The sequence below is a fragment of the Streptomyces nanshensis genome (assembly GCF_001751255.1).
In the GTDB taxonomy this organism is placed as follows: Bacteria; Actinomycetota; Actinomycetes; order Streptomycetales; family Streptomycetaceae; genus Streptomyces; species Streptomyces nanshensis_A.
Genome location: NZ_LJGW01000237.1, coordinates 1 through 21,851, shown reverse-complemented (window position 1 = coordinate 21,851; position 21,851 = coordinate 1). Strand labels below are relative to the sequence as shown.

Here is a 21,851-nt window from a genome sequence, read left to right as displayed (position 1 = left end):
CCGCCAGCCGCAGCGACTCTGCGGGGTCCCCGTCCCGGCCGTCCACGGTCACGTCGAGGACGCTCATCCGTCCCGTCGTCAGCGTGCCGGTCTTGTCCAGTACGACGGTGTCGATACGGCGCAGGGACTCCAGGGCGCGCGGCCCGCTGACCAGGACGCCGAGCTGTGCGCCCCGTCCGGTGGCGGCCAGCAGCGCGGTGGGCGTGGCCAGACCGAGGGCGCACGGGCAGGCCACGACGAGCACGGCGACCGCCGCCGTCACGGCGGACTGCGCCGCGGCCCCGGCGCCCAGCCAGAAACCGAGCACGGTCACGGCGACCGTCAGCACCGCGGGAACGAAGACGGCCGCGACGGCGTCGGCCAGCCGCTGCGCCGCGGTCTTGCCGGTCTGGGCGTCCTCCACCAGCCGTGTGATACGCGCCAGTTGGGTGTCCGCGCCGACGGCGCCCGCCCGTACCACCAGCATCCCGCCGGAGTTGAGCGCACCGCCGACGACCCGGCTGCCCGGCCCCGACTCCACCGGGCGGCTCTCGCCGGTGACCAGGGAGAGATCGAGGGCCGAGTTGCCCTCGACGACGGTGCCGTCGGTGGCGACCCGTTCCCCGGGCCTGACCAGGAAGCGGTCGCCCACCCGGAGTTCTGCGATCGGGACGCGGCGCTCCTCGCCGTCCACGCGTACCAGGGCGTCCTTGGCGGCGAGTTGAGCGAGCGAGGTCAGCGCGGACCCCGTGCTGCGCCGCGCACGGCCCTCCAGCATCCGGCCGGTGAGGACGAACAGCGGTACGGCGACGGCCGCTTCGAGATAGACGTGCGCGGTCCCGCCTGCGGAGGGCAGCAGCGAGAACGGCATCGTCATGCCGGGCACCCCGGCCCCGCCCCAGAACAGCGCGAAGCAGGACCACGAGAACGAGGCGGCGACCCCGAGCGAGACCAGCGTGTCCATGGCGGCCTCGCCGTGCCGCAGCCCGCGCAGCGCCCGCAGATGGAACGGCCAGGCGCTCCAGACCGCGACGGGCGCCGCCAGCGTGAAGCACAGCCACTGCCAGTTGCGGAACTGCCAGGCGGGGACCATCGACAGCACGAGGACGGGCACGGCCAGGGCCAGCGTGACCGACAGCCGGTTCCACGCCTGCCGTTCCGTCTCCCGACCGCCGGTCCCGGTGGCGGCCGTGCCCGGCGGGGGCCCGGACTTCTGCGCGGACTCCGGTGCGGACTGCGGCGCGGGAGGCTCGGGGAGCCTCGCGGTGAAGCCCGCGCCCTCCACCGTGGCGATCAGCTTCTCGACGGGGAGGGCGGCGGGGTGCTCGACCTGGGCCCGGCCGGTGGCCAGATTGACCGTGGCGGAGACACCCTCCAGCCGGTTGAGCTTCTTCTCGATCCGGCCCACGCACGCCGCACAGCTCATGCCGCCGACGAGCAACACACTGCCGACGGGCGGCAGTCGGTCCGCCCCGGCGCTCCCGGAGGCGGCGGCGGTGTCCCCGGCGGAGACGCCCGGGTGCTCGCCGCCGGTCACCGTCCCGCCTCCTGCCGGGAGGGCGCCTTCAGCCCGTGCGTGCCGTTCATCCCGTCCATCCCGCCGTGTTCGCCGGTCCGCGGGGTGTCCTCGCCTCCGTGGACCGGCCGCATTCCGGGCGCCACGGGACCGGCGAACGACCCGGCCGCGTACGAGAGCGCGAACAGCACCGCCAGCAGCACGGCGAACCCGGCCACGGACGGCGCCGGCAGCATGCGCCGGATCGCGGACGGGACGGCCTGCCGCTCACCGTCGCTGGCGGGGTCGGTCATGGAAGCTCCAGTGGTCGGGGACGGCGCGGGGCACGGCGGCGCGTACCGGACCGGCGCAGATCCGGCGGCGTCCGGATGTCCGGGCGTTCCCTCAGCCAGTCGGACGCGGGGCCCGCCGGGTTCCCGGCGTTCCGTGTGGTCTGTGTCACGTACGAGGTGGAGGGGGCGCAAGTGCCGCCGCGGCACGGCGAGTTCGGCACGAGCGGGGCACAGGCCGAGGGGCGGTGCCGTCGTGGACACCGCCCCCGCGTCATCGCGCCCCCGTGCCGTCGCGCCCGCCGTCAGCGCGGCCGGCAGCAGCCCTGGTGTCGCCATTCGGACCGGTGCCAGTAGTGCTTCCCGTCCGGTTCGGCACCGGGCGCCGCCGACCGTACGCGGTTGACGGCCGCCCTCGCCCCGGCCCCCGACTCCTGCCGCTCCATGGCCTTCCGCGTGCCCGACGCACGGAACGGTGCGAGCAACTCCGGGACGGAGTGGTCGATTCCGCCGACCATGACCCGGCGTACGGCCGCCGCCGCCGTGATGTCGCGCAGCGGATCGCCCTCGACGCAGACGAGGTCCGCGAGATGCCCCGGAGCGACCGCCCCCAGCTCGCCCCGCCGGCCGAGGGCGCGGGCGGCGTTGCCCGTCGCCGTGGTCAGGGCCTCGCGCGGGGTGAAGCCGTACTTCACCATCGCCCGCAGGTTCTGGTGGATGCTGATGCCGATGTCGTCCAGCGCCGCGTCCGTGCCCGCGACGACGAGCCCGCCCGCACGGTGCACGCGCAGCAGCATGTCGACGTCGCCGACGGTCCAGGCGTGGTTGAGCTCCTTGTCCGGACCCGCCGCGTCCTCCGCCTTCTGCACCAGCCGGTCGTACTCCCACGGCGGGAACAGCACCTTCGTGCGCTCGTCCTCGATCAACGACCGGTCGTCCAGGAAGAGTTCGGAGGCGAAGAGGGTCGTCGTGGACATCCACATCCCGCTCGCGGCGAGCAGCTCCACCGAGTCGGAGAACGTCCGTCCCGCTGCGGCGCTGAGCGTACGGGAGTAGCCAAGCCGGTTGCCGCCGCCGGTGTGCTCCATCCCGTCCAGGCCGGTGTCGGCGGCCGGATAGAGATAGTGGGACGTCACCGGGATCCCGTGCGCGTGGGCCCGCTCCACGACGTGCCGCTCGTAGGCGACGGGCAGCCTCATGTACGACTTCACCACGTCGTATTCGAGCGCGAACGCCCGCTCCAGGTCCCGTTCGAGCTGCTCACGGCTGAAGACGGGCCGCATCACCTGGTGGTTGGAGCGCATCCCGTCCATGCCCTCGCCCGAACCGAGAAAGCGCGGCCCGACCTTGGCGCCCGCCTCCAGCGCCTCCCGGGTCTCGGCCATCTGGTACGCGGGGTCGCTGGGCGAGCGGCTGGTCGTGACGCCGTACGCGAGCCAGGCCCGGCCCTGCCGGTCGCCCCACTGCGGGCCGCGCCAGTGCCAGTGGTTGTGGGTGTCGATCAGCCCCGGCAGGACGCTCAGCCCGGACGCGTCGATCACCTTCGCGCCGCGCACCGATCCACGGGGCACGACCTGTGTGATCCGCCCGTCGCGGACGACGACGTCGGCGTCGTGGCGCATCTGGGCACCGCGGCCGTCCCAGACCGCACCGGCGCGCACGACCGTCTGCCGCGGAGGGGCCGGACGCCGGTAGGTCAGATGTGTCTCGACGGTGCGCGGCCGTCCGCCGCCGTCGGTGGAGACCGTCCGCAGCCTGCCGTTGGAGAGATAGAGCAGGGTGCCGCCGTCGGCGCTGACCGACAGCGAGTCGGTGACCTCGTCCGTCAGCTTCCGCGGCGCACCGGTGATGCGGCCCGTACGGTCCGCCGGCACCCGCCAGGCGAGGCTCTCCATGCCCACCACGTATGCGCCCGTACGCGTCCACACCGGCCCGTCGCCGCTGCGCGTGGAGAGCGAACGCTCGGAGGAGACCGCCTGGTAGCGGATGCCGCCGTCCTCCAGGTCCACGGTGAGGATCTGGTTGTGCCCGGTCGTCCCGCGCGCCGAGTACGGCTTGACCGCCGCCAGCGCCAGCGTCTTCCCGTCGGGGGACCAGGCCGGCCTGCCGGGCTGGTAGAGCTCGGTGAGCACCTTGGTGACGGAGGAGTCGGCGACCTTGAGGACCCAGGTCGCGCCGCTCTCGTCCTGGTAGGCGATGCGCGAGCCGTCCGGCGACCAGCGCGGTGCGAGCTGTGCGTCGGGCAGATCCGTCAGCCGCCGCGTGGTGCCCTCGGACACGTCGTACGTCCACAGGTTCGGGGTGCCGGCGCGGTCGCTGACGTAGACGAGGGAGCGGCCGTCGGGCGACCAGTCCGGCGCGGAGTTGAAGTAGCCGTCGCCGGCGATCTTCCGCGGACGTCCGCCGATGCGCAGCAGCCAGAGGGAGTTGAGCGCGCGGAAGGCGATCTGCCGTCCGTCCGGCGAGAGCACGGGGTCGGCGACGCCGAGGACCGTACGCGGCCGGCGGGAGGTCAGATCGCGGGTCCGGCGCCGGTAGGGGGTACGGGCGACGGTCACCGAGGCGGTGAAGGGCACGTCCTCGGGCTCGCCGTCGGGAAGGGTGCGCTGCCATATGCGCCCGTCGGCCGTGTACAGCAGTCTGCTGCCGGAGAGCCAGACCGGCGCGAAGGCGAAGACGTCCTCGTCGCCGGAGACCACGGCGCCGTCGACGACGAGTTCGGCGCGAGGTCCGGTGGTGCGGACGTAGCCGAGGCGCTTGCCGTCGGGGCCGAGGGAGGGGGCGGAGAGCACGGCGCCCTCCGGGGCCTCGACGAGGCGTTCCGTCGTGCCGGTGTGGATGTCGGCGGCCTCGATCGAGCCGTCCGCGGCGTAGAGGACACGGCGTCCGTCGGGGGACCAGGCCGGGGTGCCGCACTGCCGGTCGCCCTCGGTGAGGGGGCGCGTGGTGTCCGTCGCGGTGTCCAGCAGCCAGATGCGGCCGGCGTTGCCGCGGTCCGAAGTGAAGGCGATCCGGCGGCCGTCGGGGGAGAACGCCGGCTCCTGGTCGTGGCCGGGCCCGCCGGTGAGCTGCCGCAGCCCGGAGCCGTCGGGCCGGACGCTCCACAGGTCGTACGCGCCCGAACGGTACGACTGGAAGAGCACGCTCCGGCCGTCGGGCGACCAGTGCGGCCGGGTCGCGTCCTGGACGTCGTCGGTGAGACGGCGGGCCGTGCCGCCCGCCGCGGGCAGCAGCCAGATCACGTTGAGCGCGTCGAGGGCCAGGTGCCGGCCGTCGGGAGAGAGCGCGACGCAGAGATTGGCGCTCTCCCGTACGTCGATGCGCTGCGGGGCCCCGGCGCCGTCGTCCGCGGCACGTCCGCCGGGAGCAGCGGTGGCAGTGGCGTTGGCGGGGGCGGAGGCGGCCGCGGCCGGAACGGCGGTGCCCGGAAGGGCCGATAAGCCGAGCGCGCCGATCCCGGCGGCCCCGCCCCGGTGCAGCACGCTGCGGCGGGAGGGCCCCTGGGAACCGGATCCGCCGCCCGGAGGGGCGTCTTCTGTCGTCACGGTGAGCCTTCCTGAGAGGACGGTGTCGGAGATGCGGGCGCCGCAAGTCCCGTGGAGGCGGCCGGAGTTCGGCGCAGAGGGGGTCAGCCGGCGGGAGCGGTCCGCTGCCCGGCCCGGTCCCCTCCGGCCTCGGCGGCCCGGTCCGCCTGCTCCGCCTCACGCGCGAGCAGCGCGTAGACGTACTCGCTGCCCCAGTCCCCGTGCGTCCAGTCGTTCTCCAGCAGGTGGGCCTCGCGCCGCATGCCCAGCCGCTCGCAGAGGCGTTCCGAGGCGGTGTTGGCCGTGTCGATACGGGCGAAGAGGCGGTGCACGCCGAAGCGTTCGAAGGCCAGGCGCCGCATCTCCCGTGCCGCCTCGGTGGCATAGCCCCGGCCCTCCCAGGCGGGGTTGAGGACCCAGCCGATCTCGGCCTGCCGGGCGTAGTGGCTCTCCAGCTTCAGGACGACCTCGCCGATCACGCCCGGCTCCTCACGGCGGCAGACGGCGAGCGTCAGCGAGTCCCCGTCTTTCTCCCACGCGGGCGGTACGCCGATCTCCCCGATGACCTCGGCGCACCGCTCCCTGGTGCGCGGCGGCCGGTACAGATAGCGGGCGACCTCGTCGAGCCCCTGGTACGCGTACATGTCGTCCACGTCGTCCGGGGTGAAGAGACGCAATACCAGACGATCTGTCGTGATCGACAGGTCCTCAGTCACCATTTCTGCACAACTCCCGTCAAAATTCCCACACTTGACACGAAATCACCAGCTACCTAAGCTCATGGCGGCTGCGCGATCAAGGCAGTCGGCGCTCACACGGGGGAGAAGCGTGGCGTACAGCAGTGTGCACGGGGGCGACGACCTGCCCCTGAGAAGTCCCGGCGCGGGCGCGCCGGACACCGCAGAACCATACGGCAACCCACGGGGGTTAGCCGCCGCGCAGCAACCGTCCTGGGGCGACCATCCGGGGCTGCCCGAGATACGCGAACGCCTCGCGGAACTGCCCGCGTTGGTGACGCCGTCCGAGGTGAGCACCCTGCGGGAGCTGCTCGCCCGCGTGGAGTCCGGAGCGGCGTATCTGCTGCACGTCGGAGAGTGCGCGGAGACGTTCGCGATGGCGGACGGAGCGCACGTCGACGCACGGAGCGCCCTCTACCGCAAGCTGGCCGGAAGGCTCTCCGAGCGCACCGGCCGCCCGGTGGTGCTCGTGGCGCGGATGGCGGGCCAGCACGCCAAGCCGCGGAGCCGTCCGCTGGAATGTCTCGCGGACGGCACGGTCCTGCCCGTCTACCGGGGCGACGCGGTCAACGGGCTGGAGGCGACGGCCGTCGCGCGCGCCCCGGAGCCGTGCCGTCTGCTGACGAGCCACGCACGCTCGCAGGAGACCCTCGCCCGCCTCGCCCCGCAACGGCACGACGGACACCCGGTGTTCGTCTCCCACGAGGCCCTGCTGCGGGACTACGAGGAGCCGATGACGCGCGAGGCGGACCACCGGTACGCCGGCAGCGGCCATCTGGTGTGGATCGGCGAGCGCACCCGGAAGCTGACGGACTGGCACGTCCAGTGGGCGTCCCGGCTGCACAACCCGATCGGCGTGAAGCTCGGCCCGGGGACCACGGACCGCGACGTCGTCGACCTCGTACGGGCGCTCAACCCCCGCCATGAGACGGGCCGGTTGAGCCTCATCGCCCGGACGGGGGCCGCCGCGGCCGCCGCCGGGGGACTCGACCCGCTGGTGAGCGCCGTCGCCGGATCCGGTTCGCCGGTCCTGTGGCAGTGCGACCCCATGCACGGCAACACCCGTACGCACAACGGGGAGAAGCTGCGGCTGCTGCCCGATCTGCGGGCGGAGATCTCGTCGTTCGTGACGAGCGTGCGCCGCCACGGCGGCCACCCCGGCGGCCTCCATCTGGAGGTCACGCCGGAAGCGGTGCGCGAGTGCCATGAGTCGCTGCCGGGGCGCACCCCGGACTCCGGCACAGATGCGCCGCCGTGTGATCCGCGTCTGAACCCCGCTCAGGCGATGGAGATCGTCGAGCACTTCGCCGACGCCGTCGGCGTCTGAACGCAACTCACCGAACGCCGCTCCGGCACGGCCGCACGGCCGTGCCGGGCCGGCGCGACTTCCTTGCCTGAATGGAACCAGGAGAAACCATGTCATCAGGGCAGACGCCGGATGTGATCGTCGTCGGCAACGGGGCGGTCGGTGCTTCCATCGCCTTCGAACTCAGCCGCCGTGACATCCGTGTCACACGCATCGGCCGAGAGACCCGCCCGTACGCCGCCTCGACCGCGGCCGGCGCCATGCTCGGCTGCTTCGGCGAGGTGACGACGTCGCTCCTCGCCAGCGAACACGGCCGCGCCAAGCTCGACATGGACCACCGCGCCCGCCGCTACTGGCAGGAGTGGGACGAGCTGCTGAGCGAGCAGTCCGGGGACGCCGACTCCCTCTTCAGCGCGAAGGGCACCTTCGTCCTGCTCAACTCGATGGGCTCCGCCCCCGTCGACTCGGGCAACTTCCGCGCGATCGAGAGCACGCTCAAGGAGTACGACGAGCCGTATGAGACGGTCGACCCCGAAGAGCTCGACTGGATGGAGCCCAACGACCTCTCCCGCTCGCTGCGCGGGATGTACATCCCCGGTGAACACGCCGTGGACTCCCACCGGTTGCTCGTCAAGCTCGACCAGGCCCTCGTCAAGGCGGGCGGCCGGATCGTCGACGCCGAGGCCGCCGGTCTGCGCACCGAGAACGGCCGCGTCACCGGCGTCGAACTCGTCTCCGGCGAGGTGCTGCACGCCGACCACGTCGTCGTCGCCGCGGGCGCCCGGTCCCTCGACCTGCTGCACGGGGACGAACTGGCCGACGTACGCCGCCGGATGCCTCCCATGGTCAGCGGCTACGGCGTCTCCGCGCTGGTCGAGACCGAGGACCGGCAGCTTCCGTCGTCGGTGCTCCGCACCCCCAACCGCGCCTTCGCCTGCGGTCTGCACTGCGTACCGCGCACCGACGGAGTGCTCTACCTGGGCGCGACCAACATCATCTCCCCGCAGCCGCGCAAGCTCGCGGCCGTCGGCGATCTGCAGTTCCTGCTGGGCTGCGCCGTTGACCAACTGCACACCAACCTCTCCGAGGCCGCGCTGCTCTCCGTCCAGGTCGGCAACCGCCCGGTGCCCGCGGACGGCTTCCCGCTCGTGGGGTCCGGCGGCGTCGACGGCCTGTGGCTGGCCACCGGTACCTACCGCGACGGGCTGCACCAGTCGCCGCTGCTCGCCCAGCACATGGCGACCCTCATCGAGGGCGGCGAGGGCCGGTTCGACTTCCTCTCCTCCTTCACGCCCGTACGCGCCCCGCTCAGCGGCGCCACCCGCGAGCAGGTCGTGACCACGGCCGTCGAGCACATGATGGCCACCGGCTACGAGTACAAGTGGAACGTCACCCCCGAGTGGCCGCCGCGCATGGAGCGCCATCTGCGCCGCTTCTACAGCGCCCTCGTGGAGGAGCTGCACCCCGACTTCACCCCGCCCGCCGAACTGGTCGCGGCGATGACGGGCGAGATCCGCGAGACCCTCACCCGCTACTACGACGCATGGGCACGGTGACCGCCGCCGAGGAGGCACGGGCCGTCGAGCAGGCCCGTGCCCGGCTGACCGAGGCGGGAGTGTGGGACGTCGAGGGCGACGTGGCGGCCCTGGCCGACCGCTTCCTGGGCGGACGGCGGCCGGAGCGGTCCCTCGCCCGGTTCGAGGCGGCCGTCACCGAGCGGTGCGCCCGCATCCCGCTGGGGCACATCACCGGCTCCGTCACCTTCGACGGGCTCGAACTCCTCGTGGGCAGCGGGGTGTTCGTCCCCCGTGAGGAGAGCACTCCGCTCGTGGAGTGGGCCGCGGGCGAGAAGACGCTGCCGCACGGCGGGCGGGTGCTCGACCTGTGCTCCGGCGTCGGCGCGCTGGGGCTGGCGCTCTCGGCCCGCCGCGGCGACGCCGAGGTCGTCTGCGTCGAACGCGACGACACCGCCGTGCAGTATCTGCGCAGGAACGCCGCCCGCCACGCCGACGTACTCGGCAGCGTCCAGGTACGGGCCGCCGACCTCACCGAGCCGGACTGCCTGGCCGCACACCGCGGCGTCACCGATCTCGTGGTGGCCAACCCGCCGTACGTCGCCCCGCACATCCGGCTGCTGCCCGAGTGGGCCGACCACCAGCCGAGCGCCGCCCTCTACAGCGGCGAGGACGGGCTCGACCTCATCCGGCGCATCGCCGTGCTCGCGGCCGAGGTGCTGAGACCGGACGGCCGTCTCGCGCTGGAACACGACAGGGCGCAGCCCGACGCCGTCCAACAGACCCTGGCGGACGGCCCGTTCACGGACATCAGCACCTTCGCCGACACCGCCGGCGAACCGAGGATCACGGTGGCACGGTTCACCGGCCGAGGAGAGACCTCATGAGCGCCCCCACCACGGCACGCCCGAACTGGCTGGCCGCCCGCCGCGACCGTACGTCCACCGCCCTGGACCAGTGCTTCGCCGAGGGCCTGACCGGGCACACCGTGATCGCCCGCGAGGGCAAGCTGGTGAAGCTCCAGGACGGCTCCACCGCCACCGAGTTCGTCTCCTGCTCCTATCTGGGGCTGGAGTCGCACCCGGACCTGTCCGAGGCCGTGGTCTCCGCGACCCGGATGTTCGGCGTGCATCTCTCCTCGTCGCGGAACCGGATGCGCCCCTCGTATCTGCCGGAGCTGGAAGAGCTGCTGGCGCGGATCTACCCGGGCGCCGCGCCCTGCGTCTTCACCTCCACCAGCAACGTCCACCTCGGTGTGCTGCCGCTGCTGGCCTCGGGGTCGCTGCCGAGCTATCCGGTCGCGGGCGAGCCGCACTTCCTGGTGGACCGCACCGCGCACGCCTCCATGCAGGTACTGCGGGGAATCTTCGAGCAGTTCGGGCCGGTCAGCAGATTCCGCTCGGAGGATCCGGCCTCGGCGGACGCCGCGCTGGCCGAGGTCCGCGCCGCTGGCCGTACGCCGATCGTCCTGGTGGACGGCGTCGGTTCGATGAACGGACTGATCCCCGTCGCGGAACTGGCCGAACTGGCCGCCGCAGCCGGCGGCTATCTCTACGTCGACGACGCGCACGGCATCTCCATCGACGGCCGCTCGGGCTGCGGATACGCCTTCGACGCCCTCGGCGGAGCGCTGCCGGGCAACGTCGTCCTGGCCGGTTCGCTCTCCAAGGGCTTCGGCGGCTCGGGCGGTTTCCTGCTCGCCGCCTCGCCGGAGGACGTCGCCGTCGTACGGAAGCTCGCCAACCCTCTGGTCTTCGGGCACTCGGTGATGGTGCCGATGATGGCCGCGAACGTCGCCGCCGCCCGGATCCATCTCTCGCCGGAGATCGGCACGCTCCAGGACCGGCTGTGGGAGAACGCCGCCCGCCTCGACGCGCTCACCGGCGGCAAGCTCGCCAACTCCGGGCTCCGCTCGCCGATCCGCGGCGCGGTCTTCGGCACCGAGGAGGACGGGCTGCGCACCGTACGGCTGCTGAAGGAGCGCGGGATCATCATGCTGCCCGCGTTCTATCCGACCGTCCCGCAGGGCAGTTCGCTGCTCCGGTTCGCGCTGTCGTCGCTGCACACCGACGACGAACTCGCCCTGTTGGCCTCCACGTTGGAGGAGATCGGCGGCTACGGCAGCGGTACGGGCCCGCAGGACGGACCGGAGCGGCAGCGGGGCGAGAGTGACTGAGGCGCCACCGGCCGGACCGGCGGAGCAGCCTCCCGCCCCGCCGCGCGACGCGGAGAAGCTGGGGCGTGAGGTGCGGCCCATCGCCGTCTCCCACTTCGTCACCTACCTCGGCGACGGCCTCTTCTATGTGTGCGCGGCGCTGTACTTCACGCGCGTCGTGGGACTCACGCCGTTCGTCTACGGCGCCGCGCTCACCGCCTCCTGGCTGGTCGCGATGGCCGTCAGCGTCCCCGTCGGGCACCTCGCGGACCGCTTCGAGTCCCGCTCGGTGGCGATGTGGATGCTGGGCCTGGCCGGCGCCTCGATCGCCGTGTATCTGGTGACGTCCAACGTCGTGGTCTTCTTCGTCACCGCCAGCCTGCTGGCCGTGTGCACCCAGGGCGCCCAGTCCTCGCGGGCCGCGGTGGTGGCGCGTACGTTCCCGCCGGGTCAGGTCACGCGCGTCCGCGCCGTGCTGATCTCCACGGCCAACGCCGGGCTCGCGCTCGGCGCCGCGCTGGGCGGACTCGTGATCGCCGTCGACACGGCCGGCGCCTACCGCCTGGCGTTCGCCCTCGACGCGGCGACGTTCTTCCTGGCCGCCGCGCTGCTGCTGCGGGTGCCCGCGACGCGAGCCGCGGCGGGGTCCGCCGCCGCGGACGGCACGGCCGGCGAGAAGGCCGACGCCGCGACCGACGGGAAGACCGCGGGGAAGTCCGACGAGGGCGGCGTCCCCGGGGAGATCTCCGGCTCGCCGTTCCGCGTCTTCCGGGACGGCGGCTATGTCGCCGTCGGCGTCCTCAACATGCTGCTGACGCTGCACGTCCCGCTGATCGACGTGGCGCTGCCGCTGTGGATCACCAAGGGGACGCAGGCACCGGCGTGGACCGTCGCCGCCGTCTTCGTCGTCAACACGGCGCTGGTCGTCCTCCTCCAGTACCGCGTCTCCAAGCGGGTCACCGACATCGACGCGGGACTGCGCGTCCTGCGCACGGGCGGCGTGCTGCTCTTCCTGGGCATGGCGCTGTACTCGCTCTCCGGGCTGCCCTCGGGACCCTGGGCCGCGGCCGGGCTGCTGCTGTGCGCGGTCACCGTGCTCACCTTCGGCGAACTGCGGCAGACCTCCAGCATGAACGAGATCAGCTTCCGGCTGGTGCCGGACGGACGGTACGGGCAGTACCAGGGCTTCTTCGGCATGGGGACGACCGTGGCCGAGGCCGTCGGACCGCTGCTGCTGACCTGGCTGCTCCTCTACCACGGGATCTGGGGCTGGCTGATACTCGGCGGCGTCTTCCTGGCGGCGAGCCTCGCGATGCCGCTGTGCGTCGCCGTCGCCCGCCGCTCCCCGCTCGTACGGGAGAACGCGCTGTGAGCGCCGGGAGCGGAGCCGCAGCCGGGGACCGCCCGGTGCTTCTGCTGCTCAGCGCGAGCCGCAGGGTCATCGACAAGGCCAGGGCCCTCGGGCTCGACGTCGTCCATATCCAGGCGCCGACCATGACCGACCCGTCCCTGGCGGAGCTGTGTCTGCGCTCGGTTCAGGCCGAACTGCCGGACGTGCGCGGGCTGGTGGAGCTGGCCCGCGGACTGCACCGCGAGTTCGGCTTCGCCGGAGTGGTCAGCAACCACGAGCCGGCCTGCGCCGGTGCCGAGGCCATCGCGCTCGACCTGGGCCTGACGGCACCGGGCGACGGCGTCTCCGCGCTGCTGCGCGACAAGGCCCGTACGCACGAAGTCCTCGACGGCAGCGAGGAGTTGGCCTCGGCCTGGGCCCGGGCGCGGTCCGTCGAGGACATCCTCGCGGTCGCCGCACGCGCCGGATACCCCCTGATCCTCAAGCCCACCGACGGCTCGGCGAGCCTGGGCGTGGTCAAGGTCGACGGCCCGGAGCAGGTCGACGCCGCATGGGAGCGGGTGTGCGGCTCGCTGCGCAACGAGCACCGCTACCACGAGGTGCTGCCCGTCTCCGGCTATCTCGTCGAACCCTTCGCGGACGGCGAGGAGTTCAGCGTCGAGACCTTCTCCCACGCTGGGCGGCACGAGGTCCGTGCGGTCGTCCGCAAGGTCATCGACGGCGCGTTCGTCGAGACCGGACACATCGTGCCCGCCGCACTCGACGACGGGCTGCGCGCCGAACTCGTCTCCCGGGTGACCGCCTTCCTCGACCACGTCGGACTGCGCGAAGGCCCCGCGCACACTGAGCTGATCGCGGGCGAGAAGGGCATCCACCTCGTGGAGTCGCACGCCCGCACCGGCGGCGACGGCATTCCCGCGCTGGTCTGCCTCGTCACCGGCCGCGACGTCGAGACCGACATGCTCGCCCATTTCACGGGGCTGCCCCTGCCCGAGGCGGTGCCTGCGCGGGCCGCCGCGGCCGTCAAGTCCTACCTGGTGGCGGACTCGCCGGGCCGGATCGCCGCCGTCGAGGGCCTGGCCGAGGCGCGGGCCCTGCCCGGCGTGCACGCGGTGGAGACATGGGTGGGCGAGGGCGACGAGGTCCGTCCCGCCGCCGCGAGCTGGGAGCGGCTGGGCGAGATCGTCGCCCTCGGCCCCGACGTCCACGCGGCGCAGTCGGCCGCGGATGAAGCCCGGCGGCTCATCAGGCTCCGGATGGAGGAGAGTTGAGACTTCTCGACCAGCTCACGGGGGACCGGTCCGCCCTCCTCGCGGCACAGGCCGCGAACCTCGCCCTGATGCGGGAGGCCGTCGCCGCATCGCGGACCTGCACCGCCGTACGCCCGTACGCGGAGCACCTCACGCCGGACGGGCTCCAGGACGCGCCGCTGATGACGCGGGAGCACGTCGCGGAGTGGGGATCGCGCCCCGACGCGCCGCACCGCATCACCGTCGGCGACACCCGGCTGGTGCTGCGCTCCAGCGGCTCGTCGGGCCGGGTTCGGACGCTGCTGCACGACCGGGCGTTCAACGAACGGGTCGAGGCGCTCGGCGCCCGCGGCGTGTGCTGGGACGGACTGGGCGAGAACCCGTTCGTCGTCAACGCCCTTGCTCCCGGTGACCTCTTCGGCGGCTTCGGCTTCGCCGACGCGGTGCTCGCCCGGCGCGGCGCCGCGGTGCTGCCCGCCGGCACGACGCTGCCCGCGCACCATCTCGCGGAGTTGGTCGCCGACCTCGGCGTGCACGCCATGGTCAGCCTGCCCGGCTTCGTCGAACGGCTGTGGGCGCAGGCCCCCGAGGCCCTGTCCGGACTCCGTACGCTCTTCTACCTCGGCGACCGGATGACTCCTGCGACCGCCGAGCGGCTCGCTCAACACGGCGTGCGCATCCGCTCGTTCGCCTACAGCACCACCGAGACCGGCCCCGTGGGCCACCAGTGCGCGGAGCTGACCGGCACCGACCACCACGTCCACGAGGACCTCGTCCTCGCCGAGGTCGTCGACGAGGACGGACGGCGCCTGCCCGACGGCACTCCCGGCGCGCTGGCCGTGACCGTCCTCGCGGACACCGGCACCGCACTCGTCCGCTATCTCGTCGGCGACAACGCCACGCTCCGCCCGTCCGACTGCGCCTGCGGATCGGCCGCGCGGATCCTGCGGATCGGCGCCCGCGACGACGTCTCCGCGAACCTCGACGGGACGCTCGTGACGAGGTCGATGTTCGACGAGGCGCTGCGGCCGCTGGGCCTGCCCGCGGAAGCGGCGTACCAGGTGGCGTCCGAGACCCGCGACGGCCTCGTCCGGCTCACCCTGCGCGGCACCGCCCTGCGCGGCATCGCCGCCGACCGCGCCCTGGCCGCCCTCAGCGGCCATCAGACGCTGCGCAAAGTCACCTGCTCCGCACGGTTCTCCGGCATGGAGGTCGACGCCGAAGCGGCGCCGCGCATGACCACCCGGGCGAAAGCGCCCTTCTTCTGGAACGAGGGGGAACATCCATGACCGAACAGGAAGAGCCCGCCGCGAGCGGCGCGGAGGACGACGTACTGGCCCCGCTGCGCGACCGTCTCGACGCCGGCGACGAGCAGATCCTGGGCCTCATCGCGCAGCGGATGGAAACATGCCTGGAGATCGCACGGCTCAAGGCCGAGCACGGCATCCCGATGATGCAGCCGTCCCGGGTCGGTCTGGTCGTGGGCCGGGCCCGCCGATTTGCGGCGGACCACGGCCTTCCGGAGGAGTACCTCGGTGACCTCTTCGAACGGATCGTGGCGGAGACCTGTGTGCAGGAGGACGTTCTGATGGCGAAGCTCGGTGAGGGGAGCGACCGGTGAAGGTCCTGGTCATCGACAATTTCGACTCGTTCACCCGGAACATCGCGCAGTACCTGTACGAGGTGACCGGCACACAGCCCACCGTCGTGCCCAACACCGTGGCCTACGAGCATCTGCCGCTCGCCTCCTGTGAGGCGGTCGTGCTCTCGCCCGGCCCCGGACGCCCCTCCCGCGCGGCCGACTTCGGGGTCTGCCGCGAGGTCGTCGCCCGCAGCGCGCTGCCGATCCTCGGCGTCTGCCTGGGACACCAGGGCATCGCCGAGCACTTCGGCGCCCGTACGGTGCACGCGCCCGCCCCGGCGCACGGCATCGTCGACACGATCACCCACCGGGGCACCGGCCTGTTCGCGGGGCTGCCGCAGGACCTGCCCGTGGTGCGCTACCACTCGCTGGTCAGCACCGGCCTCCCCGACGAGCTGGAGTGCTCGGCGTGGACCGGCGACGGACTGGTGATGGCGGTCGCGCACCGCTCCCGTCCGCTGTGGGGCGTGCAGTTCCACCCGGAGTCCATCGAGTCCCAGGGCGGGCACGGCGTCCTCACCAACTTCCTCGCCCTCGCGCAGCGTCACCGCAGCGGGGCCCCGGCCACCCCGGAGGCCGCCGCCGACGGCGCCGCGGACGCGGAGTCCGCGCAGCCGCCGTCCGTACGCGCCTTCCAACGGGCGGGCGGCGCCCTCCGGATGCGGCTGGAGGCCCGCGCCGTACCGGACCCGGAGGCTCCGGCGGCGGTCTTCCGCGAGCGGTACGCGGACCGTCCGCACGCCTTCTGGCTCGACTCCGAGGGCAGCGAACAGCCCGGCTCCCGCTACTCGTTGATGGGCGCCTGGGGCGACTCCGGCGCGGTGGCGCTGCGTTACGACCTGACCGGCCGCCGTCTCACCCTGCTCGGGACGGAGGGCAGCGAGGAGGTCGCCGGCGACGTCTTCACGCTGCTCGAAGAGATCACGGAGGCCGTGGAGGTGGAGGCGCCGGCCGACTGGCCGCTGTCCTTCAAGGGCGGTCTCGTCGGCTGGTTCGGGTACGAACTCAAGGCGCTCACCGGCGCGGACGAGCGGCACCGCTCCGGCGAACCCGAGGCGTACTTCCTGCACACCCGTGAGTTCTCCGTCTTCGACCACCACAGCGGGACGCTTCTGGACTGCCGCCTGGTCGCCGTCGACGAGGAGGACGGACGGGCGGGCACGTCCGGTCAGGCCGGGCTGGCCGGTCAAGCCGGGAAGGGCGGCGCGGCGGCGGACGCCCCGCGCGGCACGGAGCCCGCCGGCCTCCCCGTCCCGACGGTGCCCACCGCTCCCGCCGTGCCCGCGGCGCCCCCGGCGTCCGAACTCGCCGCCCCCGTCACCACGACGGCCTTCGCCCCCGGCCCGGTAGAGGAGCATCTGCTCGATCTGCGCGACGGACGCGAGGACTACCTCACCAAGATCAAGGAGTCCCAGCGCCTCATCACCGACGGCGAGAGCTACGAGGTGTGCCTGACCAACCGGGCCCGTCTGCCCGGAGTCGGCGAGGGCCTGCCCGCGTACGAGCGGATGCGCTCGGTCAGTTCGGTCCCCGCCGGCGCCTATCTGCGCGCCGGTGACGTCGAGGTGCTCTGCTCCTCCCCGGAGACGTTCCTGCGCGTCGACGAGTCGCGCATCGTGGAGTCCCGTCCCATCAAGGGCACCAGACCCCGGGGCGCCACCACCGCCGAGGACGAGGAGTTGCAGCGCTCCCTGCTCGGCTCGGAGAAGGACCGCGCCGAGAACCTGATGATCGTGGACCTCGTGCGCCACGATCTGAACGCCGTCTGCGAACCGGGCAGCGTCCATGTCCCGCACGCCTTCGCGCTGGAGAGCTACTCCTCCGTCCACCAGCTCGTCTCCACGATCCGCGGCCGGCTCCGCTGGAGGCAGTCCGCGCTGTCGGCGGTACGGGCGTGCTTCCCCGGCGGATCGATGACGGGCGCGCCCAAGAAGCGCACGATGGAGATCATCGACGAACTGGAGGACGCCCCGCGGGGCATCTACTCCGGCGCCCTGGGCTGGCTGTCCTTCTCGGGCGCGCTGGACCTGAACATCGTGATACGTACGGCCGTCGTACGCGACGGCTCCGCGACCTTCGGGGTGGGCGGCGCGATCACCGCCAAGTCGGACCCGGAGGAGGAGTTCGAGGAGATCCTCGTCAAGGCGAGCGTGCCCCACTACGCGCTGCGCGGATGGCGGGGGGACGTGTGAGCGCGGAGCCGGGCGGTCCGCGCCGCGTCGTGGTCCTCGGCGCCGCGGGCGTCGTCGGCCGCTGGTACCGGGAGCGACTGCTGCGCGCCACCGACGAGGTGACCACCGCCGACCTGGACGGGGACGTGGACCACTGCGAGGACGTGCGCGCCCCCGGACCTGCGCTGCGCAAGGCGGTCGCCGCCGCCGACGCGGTGGTGCTCGCGCTGCCGGAGGAGGCCGCCGCGGACTGTCTGCCGTGGCTGGCCGGGTCGGCGGCGCGGGACGCCGTCGTCGTCACGACATGCTCGGTGCAGCGTCCCGTCTTCGAGCGGGCCGCGGCCGAGGCGGTGCCTCAGCAAGTCCTCGGCGTCAACCCGATGTTCTCGCCCGTGCTGCCCTCCGAGGGGCGTCCCGTCGTACTCGTCGCACCGGACGCGGATGCGGATGCGGATGCGGACGGGCACGGGAGTACGGGCGCGGGCGTGGGCGTCAGGGCGGAGGCGGAGCTGACGCTGCTGCGCGAACGGCTGGCGGAAGGGGGCATGGTGGTGACCGAACTGGCCCCGGACGCACACGACTCGGCGATGTCCTACCTCCAGGCGCTTCCGCACGCGGCCGTCCTCGGCTTCCTCGGCGCGCTCGCCGGCTCCCCGCTCGACCTGGGCACGCTGATGCGGATCGCCCCGCCTCCCGCACGCACCCTCGTGGCGCTGGCCTCCCGCATCCTGGCCGCACCGCCCGAGATCTACTGGGACATCCAGCGGGCCAACGCCGAAGGCGGCGCGCGCCGGGGCGAGTTGGCCGAGGCGCTGGCCCGTCTCGACACGACGGTGACCGAGGGCGACGCGGAGGCGTTCCGCGCAGACCTCGCCACCGCCGCCCGGCGCCTGGGGACGTACGCGCAGACGGGCGCCGAGGAGTGCCAGGCCGTGTTCGCCCGCCTTCAGGGCCCGTCCGAACGCCCGGGGCAGCCGGGGGAGTCACACCCGGAGAAGCCGGGGGAACGAGGAGAGAAGTGAAGCCGCTCCATCATCTCGCCGTCTTCGGCGACCTCTTCGACCTGCCGGCACGCGCGCGGGCGCTGCTCGGCGAGGACGTCCACATCACGGCCTTCGTCCAGCGGTCCCGGATGGCGGGCTGCGACGGCATCGAGCACGCCCGTGCCGTCGTCGCGCTCGCTGACGACGCCACCGCGCAGGAGTGGTCCCGCGCGGTCCACGCCGTGCACGCCACCCGGCCCTTCACCCACGCCGCCGCCCTCGTCGACCACCTCGCGTGCGAGGCCGCCGCCGCGTTCGAGGGGACGGGGGTGCACTTCCACCGCCCGGAGACGGTCGGCATGGTCCGGGACAAGCGGTCGATGCGGGAGGAGCTGGACCGGCGCGGGCTCTACCCCGTGCCGCACCGGCTGGTGCACGACGCGGACGCGGCCCGAACCACCGTGCGGGAACTGGGAGTTCCGTGTGTGGCGAAGCCCGTGGTGGGCACCGGCAGCGCGGGCGCCGTCGTGGTGCGCGCCGAGGAGGAGGCCGAGGCCGCCTACCGGGAGGCGTCGGCCGACGGGAGCGGAGTGCTGCTGGAGCACTTCGTGTCGGGGCCGCAGTACAGCGTCGAGGGGTTCTCGGAGGGCGGCGAGCACGTTGTCCTGGCCGTCACCCGCAAGTACTCCGACCCGCGCACGCTCGTGGAGCTGGGCCATGTGCTGCCCGCCCCGCTCCCGGACGAGGACCGGGAGGCCGTCGAGCGCTGCGCCGTGTCCGTACTGGACGCCGTGGGCCTCCAGTTCGGGCCCAGCCACACCGAGGTGGTGCTCGGCCCGGACGGCCCGATGCCCATCGAGACCCATGCACGGGTCGGCGGCGACGACATCTGGCTGATGGCGCACGAGGCGACCGGGGTCGACCTCGACGTGGTGCAGCCGGACCAGATCCTGGGCGCCCGGGTGATGAAGGACGTACGGGCCACGCTGGCGGGGGAGCGGCCCGAACGCCCGTACCGCGCCGTGTGGTTCGGGGGCGCCCGTACGGAGGGCAAGTTCGCCGGGCTGACGGTGCCCGCGTCCGTACGCGACCACGAGCATGTGGCGGTCACCGCTCTGCGCAAGGAGGGCGACCCGGTGCGGCCGCTGTCCTCCTCCGACGACCGGGTGTTCAAGGTGCGGGCGAGCGGCACGTCGGCTCAGGAGGCGCTGGAAGCGGCCCGGTCGGCCGCCGCCGCGGTGGCGGCGGCCTCGGACCTGGACACGGCCCTCACGGATCTCGGCGCGACGCTCTGACGGGACCGGGACTCAGGGAAGGATGGAGTCGACGTACCCGCCGTCCACCCGCAGCGCCCCGCCCGTCGTCGCCGACGCCAGGGGAGAGCTGAGGTAGACGACCATGTTCGCGATCTCCTCGGGCTCGATGAGCCGTTGCAGCAGCGACTGGGGCCGGTGCTCGATCATGAACCGGCGCTGGGCCTCGTCCCAGGGCAGGTCACGGTCGACGAGCTCGTACACGAAGTCCTCGACGCCACCGGTGTGCGTGGGCCCGGCGATCACCGAGTTGACGGTGACGCCGGTGCCCGCGGCGTCCTTGGCGAAGCCGCGGGAGACCCCGAGGAGCGCCGTCTTGGACATGCCGTAGTGGATCATCTCGGCGGGGATCACCACGGCCGAGTCGCTGGCGATGTTCAGGATCCGGCCCCAGGAGCGCTCCTTCATGCCGGGCAGATACGCGCGGATCATGCGGACGGCGGCCAGCACGTTCACCTCGAAGTAGCGGCGCCACTCGTCCTCGGTGATCTCCAGCGCCGGAGTCGGGCCGAAGACGCCCAGGTTGTTGACGAGGATGCCGGCCTCCGGGGCGGCCGCGGCGACCCGGCGGGCGCCCTCCTCGGTGGTGATGTCGCCGGGCGCGGCGACGAGGGAGCCGCTTCCCGTCTCCTCGCGCAGCCGCGCGACGGCGGCGTCGACGGACTCCTGTCGGCGCCCGTTGACCGCCACCCGGGCGCCCGCTCTGGCCAGTCCCGCGGCGATGGCGTAGCCGATGCCCTGGGTGGAACCGGTCACGAGTGCGGTGCGGCCGGAGAGGTCGATGAGCACGTGATGTCTCCTCATACGGGGTGGATGGGACGAATGGGGTGGAGGGGGTCGAGCGTACCGGTCGGCGGCCACCGGTGATCTTCCGTACAACTCCCCGGGCCGGACCCGGAGTTGGCGGTGCGCGCGCCGGAAGCCGTCAGTCCGTCAGCCGGTCGGTGCGGCGGCCCGTCGGTCCGTCACGGACTCTCCTCGATGTACTCGAAGAGGGCGCCGTCGGCGTGGCGCGCGATGAGTCGGCGCCCGTTCGGTGCCGGTGACGGACCTTCGACGACGTGGCCCCCGGTGCGCTCGACGTCGTCGATCACGGGGCGCAGATCGCGTACGAGCAGCGTGGCCACCCGGTCCCGGTACGCCTCCGTGTCACCGCTGAGCAGCAGGAACGGTCCGACCCGCGCCAACTCGACCGAGCGGAACCGGAATCGGACGGGCTCCGCCCCGCCGGCCAGGCTGCGGTAGAGCACGAGCGCGTCGTCGAGGTCGTCGACGAAGACCCGGGCGAGCACGCCGGTGATGTTGGACATGGCGGGGACAACGACATGGACGCGCGATCTATGCCCGGCCGCGGTCGCGGCCTGTGCGACTCCCGTCTCCGCCGCGGGCGTCCCGGTCTGCACCTGAAGGCCGGGGGCGCGGAGCCCGTCGACGTCGACAGGTGCGGACCGGTCGGGCCCTGTCCCGGTCACCGAGCGGTACGGGCCGCAGGGCGTGAAGTAGGCGCCGCCGGGCGCTACTTCGCCTTGGTCAGGTCGTACAGGGTGGTCCCGCCGATCGTCTCCTTCGTGTAGTGCTTCTTGACCCACTTCTGGATGTCGGACCCGGCGCCGTCCCGTCCGCCGCCCGGGCCGCCGCGGGAGTCCCCGCCGATGAAGTAGTGGATGCGTCCGTCCTTCACGTACTTCTTGAACTGCGCCACCGTCGGTGCGGGATCGGTGCCGTTGAAGCCGCCGATGGACATCACCGGCCGCTCGGCGGCGAGTTGGTAGCTCGCTCCGTTCATCGCGCCGACGGTGGCGGCGGCCCAGGTGAAGTCGTCCGCGTGGTCGGTCAGTTCGGCCTTGAGGGCCTTGCTGACACGGCTGCCGTTGAGCAGTCCGCCCATGGGGCCGCCGCCCCCGGGCATCCCTCCGCGTTCGCCGCCGGGAAAGCCCCCGCCGGGAAAGCCCCCGGGAAAGCCCTGTTGCGGTCGGCCCTTCCCGGTCTGGCCGTCCTGCTGTCCCTGACCGCCTTGACCGCCCTGTCCTGCCTGGCCGCCCTGCCCCGCCTGGCCGTTCTGCTTGCCCTGGCCACCGGGTGCGCCGGGCGCGCCGGGACCGCCGCCGGGTCCGCCCTGACCGCCTTGGGCGCCCGGCCCT

The 21,851-nt window shown here is 73.1% G+C and carries 18 protein-coding genes; 11 read left to right on the top strand and 7 right to left on the bottom strand.

The genetic code is table 11. The features are described from left to right. The 4 genes from AN218_RS38235 to AN218_RS13915 all read right to left on the bottom strand — a co-directional run. The coding region (locus tag AN218_RS38235; protein WP_244900450.1) for a heavy metal translocating P-type ATPase at positions 1 to 1,405 on the bottom strand (1,405 nt) is incomplete at its 3' end. A 107-nt stretch (positions 1,406 to 1,512) separates the two neighbouring features. Next, complete coding sequence (locus tag AN218_RS13925) at positions 1,513 to 1,788, bottom strand: hypothetical protein (protein ID WP_070017160.1); 276 nt, start codon at positions 1,786 to 1,788, stop codon at positions 1,513 to 1,515. A gap of 281 nt (positions 1,789 to 2,069) precedes the next feature. Further along, positions 2,070 to 5,309 carry an amidohydrolase family protein gene (locus tag AN218_RS13920; RefSeq protein WP_079132153.1) on the bottom strand — a complete coding sequence of 1,080 codons (3,240 nt, stop codon included), beginning with the start codon at positions 5,307 to 5,309 and terminating at the stop codon, positions 2,070 to 2,072. An 83-nt stretch (positions 5,310 to 5,392) separates the two neighbouring features. Continuing rightward, positions 5,393 to 6,007, bottom strand: a complete 615-nt coding sequence (locus tag AN218_RS13915; protein WP_070017158.1) for a GNAT family N-acetyltransferase — start codon at positions 6,005 to 6,007, stop codon at positions 5,393 to 5,395. Positions 6,008 to 6,116: 109 nt separating this feature from the next. Here AN218_RS13915 and AN218_RS13910 point away from each other — a divergent pair, with 109 nt between their 5' ends. The 11 genes from AN218_RS13910 to AN218_RS13860 all read left to right on the top strand — a co-directional run bounded on the left by AN218_RS13910 (position 6,117) and on the right by AN218_RS13860 (position 19,692). Next, complete coding sequence (locus AN218_RS13910) at positions 6,117 to 7,352, top strand: 3-deoxy-7-phosphoheptulonate synthase (protein ID WP_216311764.1); 1,236 nt, start codon at positions 6,117 to 6,119, stop codon at positions 7,350 to 7,352. Positions 7,353 to 7,441: 89 nt separating this feature from the next. Then, positions 7,442 to 8,887: an NAD(P)/FAD-dependent oxidoreductase gene (locus tag AN218_RS13905; protein WP_070017157.1), complete on the top strand. Its 1,446-nt coding sequence runs from the start codon at positions 7,442 to 7,444 to the stop codon at positions 8,885 to 8,887. Beyond that, positions 8,875 to 9,732, top strand: a complete 858-nt coding sequence (locus AN218_RS13900; protein ID WP_070017156.1) for a N5-glutamine methyltransferase family protein — start codon at positions 8,875 to 8,877, stop codon at positions 9,730 to 9,732. Before AN218_RS13905 ends, AN218_RS13900 begins: the two co-directional genes overlap by 13 nt. Continuing rightward, the gene (locus AN218_RS13895; RefSeq protein WP_070017155.1) at positions 9,729 to 11,021 is read left to right on the top strand and encodes an aminotransferase class I/II-fold pyridoxal phosphate-dependent enzyme; all 1,293 of its coding nucleotides are present in this window, start codon (positions 9,729 to 9,731) and stop codon (positions 11,019 to 11,021) included. Before AN218_RS13900 ends, AN218_RS13895 begins: the two co-directional genes overlap by 4 nt. Next, on the top strand, positions 11,014 to 12,372 hold the full coding sequence (locus AN218_RS13890; protein ID WP_171908679.1) for an MFS transporter: 1,359 nt from the start codon (positions 11,014 to 11,016) through the stop codon (positions 12,370 to 12,372). Before AN218_RS13895 ends, AN218_RS13890 begins: the two co-directional genes overlap by 8 nt. Further along, entirely contained in the window at positions 12,369 to 13,622 is a 1,254-nt protein-coding gene (locus AN218_RS13885) for an ATP-grasp domain-containing protein (protein WP_070017154.1), read from the top strand. Before AN218_RS13890 ends, AN218_RS13885 begins: the two co-directional genes overlap by 4 nt. Beyond that, the gene (locus AN218_RS13880; RefSeq protein WP_070017153.1) at positions 13,619 to 14,890 is read left to right on the top strand and encodes a phenylacetate--CoA ligase family protein; all 1,272 of its coding nucleotides are present in this window, start codon (positions 13,619 to 13,621) and stop codon (positions 14,888 to 14,890) included. Before AN218_RS13885 ends, AN218_RS13880 begins: the two co-directional genes overlap by 4 nt. Continuing rightward, the gene (locus AN218_RS13875) at positions 14,887 to 15,222 is read left to right on the top strand and encodes a chorismate mutase (RefSeq protein ID WP_070017152.1); all 336 of its coding nucleotides are present in this window, start codon (positions 14,887 to 14,889) and stop codon (positions 15,220 to 15,222) included. The genes AN218_RS13880 and AN218_RS13875 overlap by 4 nt, the downstream gene beginning before the upstream one ends. Then, positions 15,219 to 17,435, top strand: a complete 2,217-nt coding sequence (gene pabB, locus AN218_RS13870) for an aminodeoxychorismate synthase component I (protein ID WP_070017151.1) — start codon at positions 15,219 to 15,221, stop codon at positions 17,433 to 17,435. Before AN218_RS13875 ends, pabB begins: the two co-directional genes overlap by 4 nt. Further along, positions 17,432 to 18,436, top strand: coding sequence for a prephenate dehydrogenase dimerization domain-containing protein (locus AN218_RS13865; RefSeq protein ID WP_171908678.1), 1,005 nt, complete (start codon positions 17,432 to 17,434; stop codon positions 18,434 to 18,436). The genes pabB and AN218_RS13865 overlap by 4 nt, the downstream gene beginning before the upstream one ends. Then, positions 18,433 to 19,692: an ATP-grasp domain-containing protein gene (locus AN218_RS13860; protein WP_070017149.1), complete on the top strand. Its 1,260-nt coding sequence runs from the start codon at positions 18,433 to 18,435 to the stop codon at positions 19,690 to 19,692. Before AN218_RS13865 ends, AN218_RS13860 begins: the two co-directional genes overlap by 4 nt. Before the next feature lie 12 nt (positions 19,693 to 19,704). Here the strand turns inward: AN218_RS13860 and AN218_RS13855 are convergent, their stop codons facing one another. From AN218_RS13855 to AN218_RS36700, 3 genes are all read right to left on the bottom strand, one after another. Then, positions 19,705 to 20,499 carry an SDR family NAD(P)-dependent oxidoreductase gene (locus AN218_RS13855; RefSeq protein ID WP_070017148.1) on the bottom strand — a complete coding sequence of 265 codons (795 nt, stop codon included), beginning with the start codon at positions 20,497 to 20,499 and terminating at the stop codon, positions 19,705 to 19,707. Between the two features lie 176 nt (positions 20,500 to 20,675). After that, on the bottom strand, positions 20,676 to 21,020 hold the full coding sequence (locus AN218_RS13850) for a VOC family protein (protein ID WP_070017147.1): 345 nt from the start codon (positions 21,018 to 21,020) through the stop codon (positions 20,676 to 20,678). A 206-nt stretch (positions 21,021 to 21,226) separates the two neighbouring features. Continuing rightward, positions 21,227 to 21,851 (bottom strand): mannosyltransferase YkcB-related protein (locus AN218_RS36700; RefSeq protein ID WP_476755961.1); only part of this gene is annotated, 625 nt, incomplete at its 5' end.